The sequence below is a fragment of the Frigoribacterium sp. 2-23 genome (assembly GCF_049601585.1).
Taxonomy (GTDB): domain Bacteria; phylum Actinomycetota; class Actinomycetes; order Actinomycetales; family Microbacteriaceae; genus Frigoribacterium.
In genome coordinates this window covers 2,520,933-2,534,340 of sequence record NZ_CP187126.1, presented here as the reverse complement: position 1 = coordinate 2,534,340, position 13,408 = coordinate 2,520,933, and the positions used below count along the sequence as shown (strand labels likewise).

Annotated in this window: 13 protein-coding genes; 6 read left to right on the top strand and 7 right to left on the bottom strand. The window is 70.5% G+C overall.

What is annotated here, in order from left to right; all coding sequences use genetic code 11:
- Positions 1 to 91: 91 nt before the first annotated feature.
- The 5 genes from ACPEEZ_RS12035 to ACPEEZ_RS12015 form a co-directional block, all read right to left on the bottom strand.
- The gene (locus ACPEEZ_RS12035) at positions 92 to 868 is read right to left on the bottom strand and encodes an SDR family oxidoreductase (RefSeq protein ID WP_423919295.1); all 777 of its coding nucleotides are present in this window, start codon (positions 866 to 868) and stop codon (positions 92 to 94) included.
- Between the two features lie 49 nt (positions 869 to 917).
- The gene (locus ACPEEZ_RS12030; protein ID WP_423919292.1) at positions 918 to 2,216 is read right to left on the bottom strand and encodes an MFS transporter; all 1,299 of its coding nucleotides are present in this window, start codon (positions 2,214 to 2,216) and stop codon (positions 918 to 920) included.
- 396 nt (positions 2,217 to 2,612) lie between these two features.
- Entirely contained in the window at positions 2,613 to 4,136 is a 1,524-nt protein-coding gene (locus tag ACPEEZ_RS12025; RefSeq protein WP_423919289.1) for an MDR family MFS transporter, read from the bottom strand.
- 125 nt (positions 4,137 to 4,261) lie between these two features.
- Entirely contained in the window at positions 4,262 to 5,134 is an 873-nt protein-coding gene (locus ACPEEZ_RS12020) for an ABC transporter permease subunit (protein WP_423919286.1), read from the bottom strand.
- Positions 5,131 to 6,105, bottom strand: a complete 975-nt coding sequence (locus ACPEEZ_RS12015) for an ABC transporter ATP-binding protein (RefSeq protein ID WP_423919283.1) — start codon at positions 6,103 to 6,105, stop codon at positions 5,131 to 5,133. Before ACPEEZ_RS12015 ends, ACPEEZ_RS12020 begins: the two co-directional genes overlap by 4 nt.
- A 151-nt stretch (positions 6,106 to 6,256) precedes the next feature.
- Between ACPEEZ_RS12015 and ACPEEZ_RS12010 the strand changes: the two genes are divergently transcribed.
- Entirely contained in the window at positions 6,257 to 6,985 is a 729-nt protein-coding gene (locus ACPEEZ_RS12010; RefSeq protein WP_423919280.1) for a DedA family protein, read from the top strand.
- A 134-nt stretch (positions 6,986 to 7,119) separates the two neighbouring features.
- The gene (locus ACPEEZ_RS12005) at positions 7,120 to 7,776 is read left to right on the top strand and encodes a histidine phosphatase family protein (RefSeq protein ID WP_423919278.1); all 657 of its coding nucleotides are present in this window, start codon (positions 7,120 to 7,122) and stop codon (positions 7,774 to 7,776) included.
- 9 nt (positions 7,777 to 7,785) lie between these two features.
- Here ACPEEZ_RS12005 and ACPEEZ_RS12000 read toward each other — a convergent pair whose 3' ends face one another.
- Together ACPEEZ_RS12000 and ACPEEZ_RS11995 are read right to left on the bottom strand one after the other, a co-directional pair.
- On the bottom strand, positions 7,786 to 9,054 hold the full coding sequence (locus tag ACPEEZ_RS12000; RefSeq protein ID WP_423919275.1) for an FAD-binding protein: 1,269 nt from the start codon (positions 9,052 to 9,054) through the stop codon (positions 7,786 to 7,788).
- 43 nt (positions 9,055 to 9,097) lie between these two features.
- On the bottom strand, positions 9,098 to 10,255 hold the full coding sequence (locus ACPEEZ_RS11995) for a hypothetical protein (protein ID WP_423919273.1): 1,158 nt from the start codon (positions 10,253 to 10,255) through the stop codon (positions 9,098 to 9,100).
- Between the two features lie 106 nt (positions 10,256 to 10,361).
- Here ACPEEZ_RS11995 and ACPEEZ_RS11990 point away from each other — a divergent pair, with 106 nt between their 5' ends.
- The 4 genes from ACPEEZ_RS11990 (at position 10,362) to ACPEEZ_RS11975 (ending at position 13,405) form a co-directional block, all read left to right on the top strand.
- Positions 10,362 to 10,796, top strand: a complete 435-nt coding sequence (locus ACPEEZ_RS11990) for a MarR family winged helix-turn-helix transcriptional regulator (protein ID WP_423919270.1) — start codon at positions 10,362 to 10,364, stop codon at positions 10,794 to 10,796.
- Between the two features lie 206 nt (positions 10,797 to 11,002).
- Positions 11,003 to 12,409, top strand: coding sequence for a peptidoglycan DD-metalloendopeptidase family protein (locus ACPEEZ_RS11985; protein WP_423919267.1), 1,407 nt, complete (start codon positions 11,003 to 11,005; stop codon positions 12,407 to 12,409).
- Between the two features lie 73 nt (positions 12,410 to 12,482).
- Positions 12,483 to 13,040, top strand: a complete 558-nt coding sequence (locus ACPEEZ_RS11980; protein ID WP_423919264.1) for a GNAT family N-acetyltransferase — start codon at positions 12,483 to 12,485, stop codon at positions 13,038 to 13,040.
- Positions 13,041 to 13,045: 5 nt separating this feature from the next.
- Positions 13,046 to 13,405 (top strand): hypothetical protein, encoded by a 360-nt coding sequence (locus tag ACPEEZ_RS11975; protein WP_423919261.1) that lies wholly within the window; start codon positions 13,046 to 13,048, stop codon positions 13,403 to 13,405.
- Positions 13,406 to 13,408: the final 3 nt, after the last annotated feature.

The following is a 13,408-nucleotide window of genomic DNA, read 5'->3' as shown; positions in this document are numbered from 1 at the left end:
GGGTCTCTCTTTCTACGGGGTCTGGCAGGGGAGAAGAGGGGAGGCGCGGGCTCGTCAGGAGGCGCGGCGCCCGAGGGCGGGGAGGCGCGGGTCAGCGCACGAGGTAGCCGCCGTCGACGGTCAGCACGTGCCCGTTGACGTAGTCGGAGGCGCGGCTCGCCAAGAACACGGTGGCGCCCATCAGGTCGGCGACGTCACCCCAGCGACCGGCGGGGATGTGGTCGAGCACGCGCTGGTTCGTGACCTCGTTCGCCCGCGTCGCCTCGGTGATCTTCGTGGCGAAGTAGCCGGGCGCGATGGCGTTGACCTGGACGCCGTGCCCGGCGAGCTCGTCGCAGTACGCCTTGGTGAAGCCGACGATGCCGTGCTTCGTGGCGGCGTAGGCCGGCGACATCTGGCCGCCCAAGAAGGAGAACAGCGACGCGATGTTGATGATCTTGCCGCTGCCTCGCTCGATCATGTGCCCGGACGCCTCGTGCGCGAGGTCGAAGGGGGCCGTGAGGTTGAGGTCGATCATCGGGTCCCACTGCTCGCGGCCGAACTCGTCGACGGAGGCGAGCTTGCAGATGCCGGCCGAGTTGACGAGCGTGTCGAGTCGTCCGAACCGGTCGAGACACGTGTCGACCACGGCCCGGGCGGCCCCGGGTGCGGTGATGTCGATCTCGAAGAACTCGTAGCGCACGCCCTCGGCCTCGATCAGCGCGCGGGTCGTGCCGTCGTCGTCGGCGATGCTCGGCACGAAGACGTCGGCGCCGGCCTTGGCGAGGGCGAGCGCGAACGCCTGCCCGAGGCCGGTGTTGCCGCCGGTCACGACGGCGGTCGTGCCGGTCAGTGAGAAGAAGTCGGTCGAGAAGTCCCTGATGTCCATGGGGGTCCTTTCTGGGGGAGCGGTGTGGTGAGGGGAGAAGGTCGGTCGATCAGACGTCGACGGCCGCGGAGGCGCGGGTCGGCAGGCGACGCGCGTCGCGCCTCCGGAGCCGCTCGGTCAGTGTCGTGAGTGCGACGCCGAGCACGCCGGCCCCGATCAAGAACACGAACAGGGCGTCGTAGCCGCCGCCCTGCTCGGGAACGCCGGCGGCCGGGTCGCCGATCCACCAGGCGCAGAGCGCCGGCAGGACGGCATCGGGCAGATACGCGATGCCGGAGGCGAGACCGATGACGCCGCCGCGCTGTTGCTCGGGGATGCGGAGTTCCCCGACCGTCGCCCAGTAGACGCCGCGGCTCATGAACACGGCGAAGCACAGCACCACGAGCAGGGCGAGGGCGAGCCAGACGAGACCGGGGGTCTTCGGCAGCAGGAGGAACGCCACGGCCATGGCGGCGGACGCCACGAACATCCAGCGCAGGAATCGCGGTGTCGAGTGCGTGACCTTGTCGACGACGACCCCGCCGATCGGCCCGGCGACGAACTGGAAGACGTAGCTGCGGATCACGCCGAGCACCGCGATCGCACCGATGCCGACGCCGAACTTGTTCTCGAGCAGGGGCGAGAAGTAGCCGAGGGTCGTGTAGAAGCAGAAGGCCAGGGCGATCGTGCCGCCGATGATCCAGGTGTACTTGTTGCGTGCCGCCTCGGCCAGCTGGCGCAGGGTCACGGTGCTCGAGGCGAGGCCGTCGAGGCGCGCCCGGTCCTCGCGGACGAAGAACCAGACGAGCGCCGCGAACACGAAGCACAGCACGCCGTAGATGCGGATCAGCGTCAGCACCCCGGTCGAGGGGACGACGGCGCTCGACACGATGGCGGCGCCGATCAGGCCGACGACCGTCGACGTGATGCCGCGGGTGCCCTCCAGGAACCCGAACAGGCGACCCTGCTCGCTCTCGTCCCCGAGCATGCCGATGGCCTTGACGAGGGCCGACCAGTAGAGGCCCATGCCCATGACGGCCATGGCGACGTGGGCGATCAGGACACCGGTGAAGCCCGGCACCGTCGCGAGGTACAGGTCGGCGACCCCGACACCCACGAGGGCGACGCAGATGAGCAGCTTCGGTGAGAACTTGTCGGCGAACCACCCGCCGAAGAAGTACATGACGGCCGCGACACCGCCGAAGATCGACACGATCGTGCCGTACTGCTGGGCGGTCAACTGCAATGCCGTGTACGTGCCCTCGAGGAAGACGAAGCGGATGTACGCGACCTGGAAGATCACGCCTCCCGTCATCGAGAGCAGGACGAAGCTCGTCCATCTGCGTGCGGTGCGGGTGTTCGTCGGCATGGTGCCACCTCGTCGTGGTCGTGCCCCGGCCGGGGCGTGGATAGGAGGGTCGCCAGGGCACAAAAAAAGAGAACAGCTCACCCCTGAAATAGCGGGTTCACTGTTCTCAATGCTCTAGTGAGTGTCGCGACCGTGATCACGACGTATGAAGTTGGAGGCCTTTCGGCCGACGGTCACCCTACGCAGGGTGCCGGTGATATGTCAAGCGGTCGGGTGCTCTCGGTGTCTGCGCCGGGCGCCTGCACGAGGCGCCTGCGCGAATCTGCACCTGAGCGCCGTCACGCACCTCGTTCTGATGGACGCACCTCGCTGTAGTGAGGTGCGTCCATCAGAACGAGGTGCGCAGCATCGACGACCCGAGGAGGCGCGGCGCGAGCCTGCAGCGCCCCCTCCGGGTCAGTGCCCCATCGGCGCCGGGGCCTGGCCAGGCTCGGTCGCCGGTCGGCGCACGAAGAACGCGCCGACGATGGCGAACAGCGAGATGATCGCGCCGATCAGGAAGGCCGCGCGGACACCGGTGGCGACGGACTCGACCTGACCCGCGCCTCCGGAGGCGGCTGCGGTGGTGGTGGCGAGCGTCATCGCGGTGATGAACACGGCCGTGCCGGCCGCGCCGGCGACCTGCTGCACCGTGCCGATGATGGCGCTGCCGTGCGAGTAGAGCTTCGGGGTCAGCGAGCCGAGCCCGGACGTGAAGAGCGGCGTGAAGATGAGCGCCAGACCGATCGAGAGGGTGATGTGCGCGACCATCACGAGGGGGATCGGCGTCGTCTCCGAGACGAGCGTGAGGGCCCAGAGCACGGCGCTCACGAGGATGGTGCCGGGGACGAGCAACACGGTCGGGCCGAAGCGGTCGAAGAGTCGGCCGACGATCGGTGACAGCAGACCCATCACGAGCCCGCCTGGCAGCAGCAGCAGCCCGGTGAAGAGCGGCTCGAGGCCGTGCACGTTCTGCAGGTAGATCGGCAGCACGATCAGCGTGCCGAACAGCGCGATCATCGCGATGCCGAGGGTGATCGTCGACATCGTGAACGTGCGCGAACCGAAGGTGCGGAGGTCGAGCAGGGCGTCGTCCTTCTTCTGCAACCAGCGCTGACGCACCACGAACGCGACCATCGCGACGCCGCCGACGACGAGCGGGACCCAGGCGGGCACGGCGGCGTCATGACCCTCGCCGATCGTGCTCAGGCCGTAGACGATGCCGCCGAACGCGAACGCCGACACGATCACCGAGAGCACGTCGAGCGGGGCGTTGCGCGGGGTGGTGACGTTCTTCATGCGGATGGTGCCCACGATGAGGGCGGCCACGGCGATCGGCAGCACGAGGATGAACATGAAGCGCCACTCGAAGAAGTTCAGGATGATGCCCGAGATGGTCGGCCCGATGGCCGGTGCCACCGAGATGACGATCGAGATGTTGCCCATCGTGCGACCGCGCGTCGCCGGCGGCACGAGCGTGAGCACCGTGGTCATGAGCAACGGCATCATGATCGCCGTGCCCGTGGCCTGCACGATGCGTCCGACGAGCAGCATGCCGAACCCGGGTGCGGTGGCCGAGATGAGGGTGCCGAGGCTGAACAGGCTCATCGCCGTGATGTAGACGGGGCGCGTGTTGAAGCGCTGCAGCAGGAACCCGGTGATGGGGATGACCACGGCCATGGTCAGCAGGAACCCGGTGGTGAGCCACTGGCCCGCCGTGACCGTGATGCCGAGGTCGCGGGTGAGACTCGGCAGCGCCACGCTCATGATGGTCTCGTTGAGGATGACCACGAACGCGGAGACGAGCAGCAGCCCGATCACGAGCTTGTTGCGGGCGCCCGTCGCGGCATCGACCGTGTGGTCGCCGGTGCGGACGGAATCGGTGGGGACGGAGCCGGTGGGCGTGGGGTCGGCGGTGGCCTGGGCGGTGTCGCTCGTCATGGCGAATGCTCCTCAAGACGGGTGGCGGCGGCGCGGTGCCGCATGACAGAAGCGCACGAAAGGGTTCGGTTTATTCCCGATCGATTCAACCCCGTGCCACCGACATCGCGCCGCCGACCCGGAGCTCACACGTCGCGACGCTTGATCAGCACGGCGCCGACGACGAACGCGACGACCGCCCAGGCGACGAGCACGAGCGCGCCCTCGCCGGCGTTCAGCGTGATGGTGTCGCTGGCAGCGGCGAGCACGGGCTCGGCCGTCGGGTAGGTGAAGAGCCGCTGCCCGGCGTTCTGTGGCAGGAACTCGCCGACATCGGCCGCCCACTTCGCCTGGGTCAGGCCCGACAGCAGACCGACGAGGCCGGGCAGCACCAGGATGAGTCCGATGCTCGCCGCGATGGCCCCGGCGCTGTTGCGGATGATGGTGCCGAAGCCGAACGCCAGCAGCGCGATCAGGGCGAGGTACCCGGCGGCGCCGGCGGTGTAGCCGTAGAGCGCGGCGTCTCCGAGGTCGACCGAGACGGTCGAGCCCGACAGCAGCGGGATGGCGATGGCGAACGAGAGGGCGAGCGACACGAGCGAGACGACGAACGTCGACAGCATGAGCACGAGGGCCTTCGCCACGAGTGCCGGCGTGCGCCGCGGCACGGCCGTCATCGTCGAGCGGATCATCCCGGTGCCGAACTCGCCCGCGATGACGAGGGCGCCGAGCACGGCGACGACGAGCTGGCTCAGCCCGACGCCGGCGGTCACGACCTGCATGAAGACGGCCTGCTGCTGCTCCTGCGTCAGGTCGGTGCCGAAGACGTCGACCGAGCCGAACGTCGCGCCGACGAGCAGTGTCAGCAGGACGTTCGCGGCCGCCATGATGACGAAGCACCAGATCGTCGAGCGCAACGAGCGCAGTTTGATCCACTCCGAGCGGAGGACCCCGCCGAAGCTGACGGGGGAGAGGGGCGCGTGCGATCTCGTGGGGCGGTAGCCGGCTGCGGTGGTCATGCGTGCGCTCCCTGCGTCGGCGCGTCGGTCGCCGGTGCGGCGGCCTGCGGTTGCGGGGCGCCGACGGCGCCCCCGGTGTGGTACTCGACGGAGTCCTGCGTGAGCGCCATGTAGGCGTCCTCGAGTGACTGGACGAGCGGGGTGAGTTCGTGCAGCACGACCCCGTTCGCCGCGGCGATCTCGCCGACCTGCGACGCGGTCACCCCGCGGAGCTCGACGAGGCCGGGCTCGACGGCGGTGGCCGTGACCGAACCCGATCGAACGAGACCGACCAGGTGGTCGGCGTGCGGGCTGCGCACGCGGACGGCTTCGCCCGACGCGCCCGCGATGACGTCCTTGATGGGCGAGTCGGCGAGCACGCGCCCCCGGCCCAGCACGATGAGGTGGTCGGCGGTCTGTGCCATCTCGCTCATGAGGTGCGACGACAAGAACACGGTGCGACCCTCGCTCGCGAGGTAGCGCGACAGCTGACGCACCCAGACGACGCCCTCGGGGTCGAGCCCGTTGATCGGCTCGTCGAAGATGAGGGTCGCGGGATCGCCGAGCAGGGCGGCGGCGATGCCGAGACGTTGACCCATCCCGAGCGAGAAGCCGCCGACGCGCTTCTTCGCGACGGACTCGAGACCGGTCAGCGCGATGACCTCGTCGACGCGCTTGCGTCCGATGCCGTGCGTCGCGCCCATCGCGAGCAGGTGGTCGACGGCACTGCGGCCACGGTGCACCGCCTTCGCGTCGAGCAGCACGCCGACCTCGCGGAGCGGCGCCTTGTGCTGCGCGTACGGCAGCCCGTTGACGGTCACGCTGCCGGCCGTCGGGCGGTCGAGCCCGACGATCATGCGCATCGTCGTCGACTTGCCCGCCCCGTTCGGGCCGAGGAACCCGGTGACCATCCCCGGGCGCACCGTGAACGACACGTCGTCCAGAGCCACCTTCGTCCCATACCTCTTGGTCAGTCCGTGCGCTTCGATCATGCGTCCGTTCCCCTTCGTGACATGGTGTCAGGCTAGGCGCTCACCGGCATGACATGGCATCCGTCGACCGAACGAGATCGGGATCGCGAGATCGGGACGCGGCGCCGCCTCACACCAGGAGGCGCGGGTCGGCTTGTTAGGGTCTCTCCCTGTGACCCCGACCCTCCTCGCGCTCGTCCCCACCGCCTCCTCGGCTCTGTCGACCCTTCCGCTGGCGGGAGGCGGGTTCCTGCTCTTCAACCCCGACGAGCTGCTGCCGATGCTCGGACCCTGGGCGCTCGCCGCGATCTCGCTGATGGTGTTCATCGAGTCGGGTGTGCTGTTCCCCTTCCTGCCCGGCGACTCGCTGCTCTTCACCGCCGGCTTGCTGCACGAGGCGCTGGGGCTCCAGGTCTGGGTCATCGCACTCTGCGCGTTCATCGCGGCGGTCCTCGGCGACCAGGTCGGGTTCTTCCTCGGGCACCGCTTCGGGCGTCGCTGGTTCACGCCGAACGCTCGCGTGCTCAAGACGGCGCACCTCGAGAAGGCCGAGGCGTTCTTCGCCAAATACGGCGGGGTGTCGCTCATCCTCGGGCGCTTCGTGCCGATCGTCCGCACCTACGTGCCGCTGGCGGCGGGCACGGCCGGGTACACGTATCGCAAGTTCGTCGTCTTCAACGTCGTCGGCGCGTTCGCCTGGGCGGTCGGCATGACCGTGCTCGGGTCGCTGCTCGGCGGCATCCCGATCATCCGCGACCACGTCGACGTCTGGGCGATCGTGCTCGTCCTCGTGTCGGTGCTGCCGGTCGTGATCACCGGTCTGCGCGCCTACCTGCGCTCGCGCCGCGACCGTGCCCGCGTCGCCGACGAGCCCGCCGCGGGGCCCGTCGTCCCCGACTGACCGGCGCCCCGTCCCGCCCCGAACCCCGTTGCGGAAGATGAACCCCGTTCCACGGAGGTGCATCTTCCGCAACGGGGTTCTTCGCGCCGCCGCCCGCCGGCCCCGCGAGGACGCGCCCGATACGCTGGCCGTCTATGCGCCTCCTTCTGATCCGCCACGGCCAGACACCCGACAACGTCCGGGGAGCCCTCGGCACCACCGCCCCCGGCGTCGGGCTGACGACGCTCGGCCGGCGCCAGGCAGAGGCCCTGCCCGATGCCCTGGCCGGTGAGTCGATCGGCGCGATCCTCGTCTCGAATCTCGTGCGGACGCAGCTCACCGCCGCGCCGCTCGCCGCGCGGCTCGGCCTCGCGCCCGTGATCGACGACGGACTGCGCGAGGTCGAGGCCGGCGACCTCGAACTGAAGACCGACCACGTCTCGGTCTCGATCTACATGGCCGCGGTGCTCTCGTGGGTGTCGGGCGACCTCGACGTGCGCGTGCCGGGTGCGCAGGACGGCCACGAGTTCTTCGCGCGCTACGACGCCGGCATCGCCGCGGCGGTCGCGACCGGTCAGGAGACGGTGGCCGTCGTCAGCCACGGGGCGGCGATCCGCGTGTGGGCGGGGTCTCGCGCCGACAACATCGACGGTGACTTCATGGCGTCGCATCTGCTGGAGAACACCGGCGTCGTCGTGCTCGAGGGCTCGTTCGACGACGGCTGGCAGATGCTCGGCTGGGAGGGGCTGCCCGTCGGAGGCGAGCAGCTCGTCGACCCGTCGGCGGCCGACCCGACCGGCGAGGGCTACTAGCCCGCGGCCTCAGGCCTGCGCGCCGAGCAGCCGCTCGAGCGCCGGGCCGCGACACACCCCGCTCGGGTCCACGCGGGCCACGAGCGCGGCGAAGTCGTCGAATCGGGCGTAGCCGCGGGCGACCTCGGCCGGGTTCAGAGCCGACAGCTTGCCCCAGTGCGCTCTCGGCGAGAACGGGGCCAGCGCCTCCTCGATGCGGGGGATGAGCGCGGTCACCTCGGCCGCGTGCGGCTTCCAGGTGAACGCGAGGCCGACGCTGTCCACCGGCGTCGGGCTCAGCCAGAGGTCGTCGCCGCGCACGGTGCGCACCTCGTTGGTGAAGAGGTGCGGTCGGATCGCGTCGCCGAGCTCGGCGATCGCGTCGAGTGCGGCGGCGGCGTCGCCGATCGCCACGAAGTGCTCGCTCTGCAGCTCGGCGCCGACCGAGGGTGTCGCGTCGATGCGGAAGTGCGGCAGCCGGTCCCACCACGGCCCGACGACGCCGTCCATCGGCGTGGACTTCGTGCCCGTCACCTCGGCGTGCTCGTCGACGGGGCGCAGCCGCGCGCCGAACAGCTCGGTCGGCACGTCGACGTCGTCCTGCCCGTCGGGGATGCGCGTCTTCACGAGCACCTCGCGCACCCGTCCGTCGAACTCGTGGAACAGGCTGACGCTGTAGCCCGCCGCCATGATGTCGGCGAAGGACTCCTGAGCGGCCGACCACGGCAGGTCCACGTAGGTGTCCTGCCGCATGCGGAAACCGGGCTGAACGTCGAGCGTGACGCGGGTCACGACGCCGAGCGCCCCGAGCGCGATCACACTGCCGTCGAAGTCGGCGTCACCGCGGCGCACGACCCGTAGCTCGCCGTCGGCTCCGACGATCTCGAGCGCCGCGACCGCACTCGACAGACTGCCGAGCGCGGTGCCCGAGCCGTGCGTGCCCGTCGCGATACCGCCACCCACCGAGATGTGCGGTAGCGAGCCCATGTTGAGCAGGGCGAGACCCTGCGAGTCCGCGAAGGAGGCGGCGGTCGCGTAGGTGCACCCGGCACCGATCGTGATCGTGCGACCGTCCGGCGCCGCGACGGGGTCCGCGGGCAGACCGAGCGTGGAGACGAGCACCCCCGGCCCGTCGGCCACGTCGCTGAACGAGTGGCGCGTGCCGAGTGCCCGGATGCGCGGGCTGTCGGCCACGAGCTGCTGGAGCTCGGCCACCGACCCCGGCTGCTCGATGCGCGCCGCCCCGTAGGAGTAGCTGTGCGCCCAGTTCCAGGTGTCGTCCGCGTGCGTCGTCGTCACCCGTCGAGTGTGACACGTCGTACCCGGCCGCAGGGTTGTCGGCCTACGCCGCGATGCCCTCCTCGTCCTCGCGGACGGCGACGCGCTCGTCCGCGAGACGGGTGCGCCGGGCGCTCCACACGTGCGTGGCGACGGCGAGCAGCAGCCCGACGGCCAACCACATCGAGAGCGTCAGGGCGTCCCGTCCGATCGACTGTGCGGGGAAGTACACGGCGGTCTGCGCGGCGTGCAGCCACGCGGCTCCGTTCCAGAACGAGTTCAGCGCCGAGAAGAACGGCGGCACGAGCGCCGAGGCGAAGACCCCGCCCGAGCTCGTGAAGTTCAGCATGACGAACAGCATCGTCAGGGCCGGTGTCGTCCAGTGCCGCAGCACGGGATGCAGCCCGACGCCGATCACGATGATCGCCGTGACGTAGAGCCAGGCGAGCAGCCAGACGTTCCACGTCGAGTGGTCGATCACGTGATAGACGGGGCCGACGACGATCGCGCCGATCCCGGCGACGAGGCCGGCCGTCACGACGGACACGAGGAGGCGCCAGCCGAGTCGGACGCGCGCCGCGACGGCCGAGATGGCGGCGGCACTGGCATAGCCGCCGACGCTGAGCGCGACGAGCAAGAAGAACAGCCCCTGCCCGGTCGGGTCGCCGCTGCCCGAGGGGACGACGTCGTCGACCCGGATCGGCAGGCCCTGCTGATACGCGATGGGCAGGAAGACCTTCTCGACGACGGAGGCGGTGGTGTCGGAGGCCGCGGACGACACGTACAGGGTCGCGGACGTCCCCGAGGCCTCGAAGGCGGCCGCGATCGACCGGTCGGCCACCTGGGCCCGCGCTGCGGCGGAATCAGCGACGGTGCGGACGTCGAGCTTCTCGGGCGCCGCGTCGTGGAGCTTCTGGGCGAAGACCTCGGTCTCGGCGCTGCTGCCGACGATCGCCACGGGCAGGTGGTGCGGGCTGGGTGCGTGGAAGGCGCCGAGGTACGACAGGGCCATCCCCGCAGCCAGGAAGAGGGGGATGAGGACGTGCAGACCGAGCGACTTCCAGACCGCGGCACTCGGGGGAGTCACCCGGCGGGCGCGGGAGTGCTCGAGGTGGATGTGCACGCTGTGCCCGCCGCCCGGCCGGTGACCCGTCGGGGTCGCCCGGGTCAGGTCGGTGCCGCGCTCGGGCGGCTCGGTGCGGTAGGTCGGTGTCGTCGTCACGGGTCTCCTCGATGGTTCAGTTGCATAGTGCAACATGCAACAGTACGCCTCTATTCCGGTCGCCGCCTCGACGGCCGACCCGTGCCTCCTCGTTAGGGTTGACGGCGTGAGCGAAGAGAGCGACGCCGTCGACCGGGTGTACCGGGAGCTCGAGACCGTCTCGCTCCGAGCGGTCTCGCGGGCCCGCCGGATGAGCGCGCCCCTGTCGTTCGTCGAGCACTCGCTGCTCTCGTTCATCGCCGCGAACCCGGGGTGTCGCGCCATCGACATCGCCGCCGACTTCTCGTTGAACCGGTCGACGGTGTCGCGGCAGCTCACGGGCCTCGAGTCGGCGGGGCTCGTCGGCGTGGGCATCGGTGAGGAGCCCGACGGCCGTGGCCGACCGTTGCACGTCACGTCGAAGGGCGAAGAGCTGCTGGCGCGCTCGGTCGACGCCAACCGCGCCGCCCTCGCCGAGCGCCTGGTCGACTGGCCGGTCGAGTCGGTGGGGCGTCTGGCCGATGCCCTGAACCGCCTCAACACCGCGTTCGACGGGCGCTGACGGCACCCTCGACGGTCTCTGCACGATGCCGCGCGAGTCACACGAGTCACACGTGTCACACGAACGGGGGGTGGGTCGGATGTCAAGAAACCTTCACGCAGAGGTTTACCCTTTCGCTTCTCACGCCTAGGGTGGACGGAGTTCCCCGCCGGTCAGGGTCAGAGCGCGGTCCTCGCGTGACGGCGTCGGGAACAGATGGGTATCCCGTGACACAGCTTCACCTCTCGACGTCCTCGCGCCTCCGCCTGCCCACCGGCCCGCTGCCGGTGGTGCTCACCATGCTGCTCGCGCTGGCCGTCGTGATCGCCGGAGTGCTGGTCGGCGGAAGCCCCGCGCGCGCGATCGCCGGTTACCCCAGCTGGGACGACGTGACGGCCGCGCGCTCGAACGAGGCCGCGAAGCAGCAGCAGATCCAGACGCTGCAGGGCCTCCTCGCCCAGCTCCAGTCCGACGCGTCGAGCAAGCAGGCGGAGGCGGACCGTCTCGGCACCGCCTTCCAGAGCGCTCAGGACGCGGCCGACCAAGGCTCGCTCAAGGCCGACGAGCTCCAGTCGCAGGCCGATGCGCAGGATGCGGTCGCCAAGGCGAGCGAGCAGCGTGCCGGACAGGTCACGGCCCAGCTGGCCCGCACCGGCGGCGGCGACGTGTCCACGCAGCTGATCGGCGACACGACCGGTGCCGGCGACCTGCTCTACCGCCTCGGCGCGATGAGCAAGCTGACCGAACAGGCCGACGGCATCCGCCAGCAGGCCGTGAACGACCGCAACGTCGCCCAGTCGTTGACCGATCAGGCCAATGTCGCGAAGAAGGCGCTGACCGCCCTCAAGGACGACGCCAAGGTCACGATGGACCAGGCGCAGCAGGCCTCGGACGCGGCGGCGGCCGCCGTCGAGGAGCAGAACGAGAACCAGGGGCGCCTCGAGGCGCAGCTCTCGGCGCTGCAGAATGCGACCTCGCAGACGGAGGCCCAGTACGCCGAGGGTGTCCAGAAGGAGAAAGAGGCCGAGGCCGCTCGCCAGGCCGAGGCGGCGCGTCAGGCCGAGATCCTGCGGCAGCAGCAGGCGGAAGCCGCGGCGGCCGCAGCGGCAGCGGCGGCAGCGGCGGCTGCGGCTGCGGCAGCGGCCCGACCCACGACTCCCGCGACGCCGTCCAGGCCGTCGAACCCGGCGCCTCCCGTCTCGTCCGGTGGTGGCGGCGGTGGCGGCGCCTGGGTCCGCCCCGGTGGCGGCCACATCTCCAGCGGCTTCGGCTATCGCGTCAACCCGGTCACCAAGGAGTGGAAGCTGCACGAGGGCGTCGACCTCGCACCCGGCTGCTCGACCCCGATCTACGCGGCCAGCGCCGGCACGGTCAACTACGCCGGAGCGTACGGCGGCTACGGCAACTACGTGCGCATCAACCACGGCGGCGGCATCTCCACCGCCTACGGCCACATCGTCAACGGCGGCATCAAGGTCCGCAACGGCCAGTCGGTCGTCGCCGGGCAGCTGATCGCACTCGTCGGGTCGACCGGCAACTCGACCGGTTGCCACCTGCACTTCGAGACCCGCATCAACGGCTCGCCGCAGGACCCGATCCCGTTCATGGCCGCCCGAGGCGTCCCGATCTCGTAACGCGCGCCTCCCCACGGAACCCCGGCCGGAGGCACGGGTCCCGTCGAGCGCGGAAGGCGCGGATAATGGACCGGTGACGACCACCAGCACCACCGCCTCCTCCGCCCCGCCCGCCCTGCACGTCGAGCGCATCGACTACGACGACCCCCGGGCCGTCGCCCTGCGCGACGCCATGGGCGTCGAGATGAACGAGCGCTACGGCGACCCGCTCGAGCGGCAGGAGCCGGTCGAGATCACCCGTGCCCGCGAGGCCGCCCTCGCGATCGACCCGGCGCACGTGCACGCCAGCGTCCTCGTGGTCGACGACGCCGGGCAGGCGTTCGGACACGCCGTCCTGCACGACCGCCGGGGCGAGTGGGAGGTCAAGCGTGTCATCGTCGACGGCTCTCAGCGTGGCCGCGGCGTCGGCCGCCTGTTGATGGAAGCGCTCGAGGACATCGCCCGCGAGGGTGGTGCGCACCGGCTCGTCCTGCAGACGGGCGACCGCCAGCCCGACGCCGTCGCCCTCTACGAGAAGATCGGCTACACGCGCATCCCCGTGTACGAGCCCTACGTCACGACCATCCCGCAGTCGCTCTGTTACGAGAAGCCGATCGACGGTTCCGCCGCGACGGGCCTGACGGTAGCCTGACGCCGATGATCACGCGACGCGACGCCGCCCTGCGGCTCGACATCCCGCTCGAGATGGCTCGCCGCCACGATCTGCCGACCCGGATGACCGAGGCCGAGCTCGCCGCCATCGAGGCCGAACCGCCGGCCTGGCTGGTCCAGTCGCGCGCCAACCGCACGGGCAAGAAGGTCTGGGTCGACCTCGAGTGCGTCGTCTGCGGGTACCACGAGGCTGCGCGCCCGAAGAAGTGGTGGCCCGACTACACGTACCTCAGCTGCGACGACCACGGCGCCGACGAACTGCCCGAGCCCGAGCCGGGCCTCGCCCGACGCGAGGTCGACGGCGTGGGCAGCCGCTTCGTCGCGATCGTCGACGAGCGACCGTAGGGG

Coding starts and splice junctions, on each gene's coding strand:
- ACPEEZ_RS12030 (WP_423919292.1), bottom strand. CDS start 2,216: ATGCCGACGAACACCCGCACCGCACGCAGATGGACGAGCTTCGTCCTG.
- ACPEEZ_RS12035 (WP_423919295.1), bottom strand. CDS start 868: ATGGACATCAGGGACTTCTCGACCGACTTCTTCTCACTGACCGGCACG.
- ACPEEZ_RS11975 (WP_423919261.1), top strand. CDS start 13,046: ATGATCACGCGACGCGACGCCGCCCTGCGGCTCGACATCCCGCTCGAG.
- ACPEEZ_RS12020 (WP_423919286.1), bottom strand. CDS start 5,134: ATGACCACCGCAGCCGGCTACCGCCCCACGAGATCGCACGCGCCCCTC.
- ACPEEZ_RS12015 (WP_423919283.1), bottom strand. CDS start 6,105: ATGATCGAAGCGCACGGACTGACCAAGAGGTATGGGACGAAGGTGGCT.
- ACPEEZ_RS12005 (WP_423919278.1), top strand. CDS start 7,120: ATGCGCCTCCTTCTGATCCGCCACGGCCAGACACCCGACAACGTCCGG.
- ACPEEZ_RS12025 (WP_423919289.1), bottom strand. CDS start 4,136: ATGACGAGCGACACCGCCCAGGCCACCGCCGACCCCACGCCCACCGGC.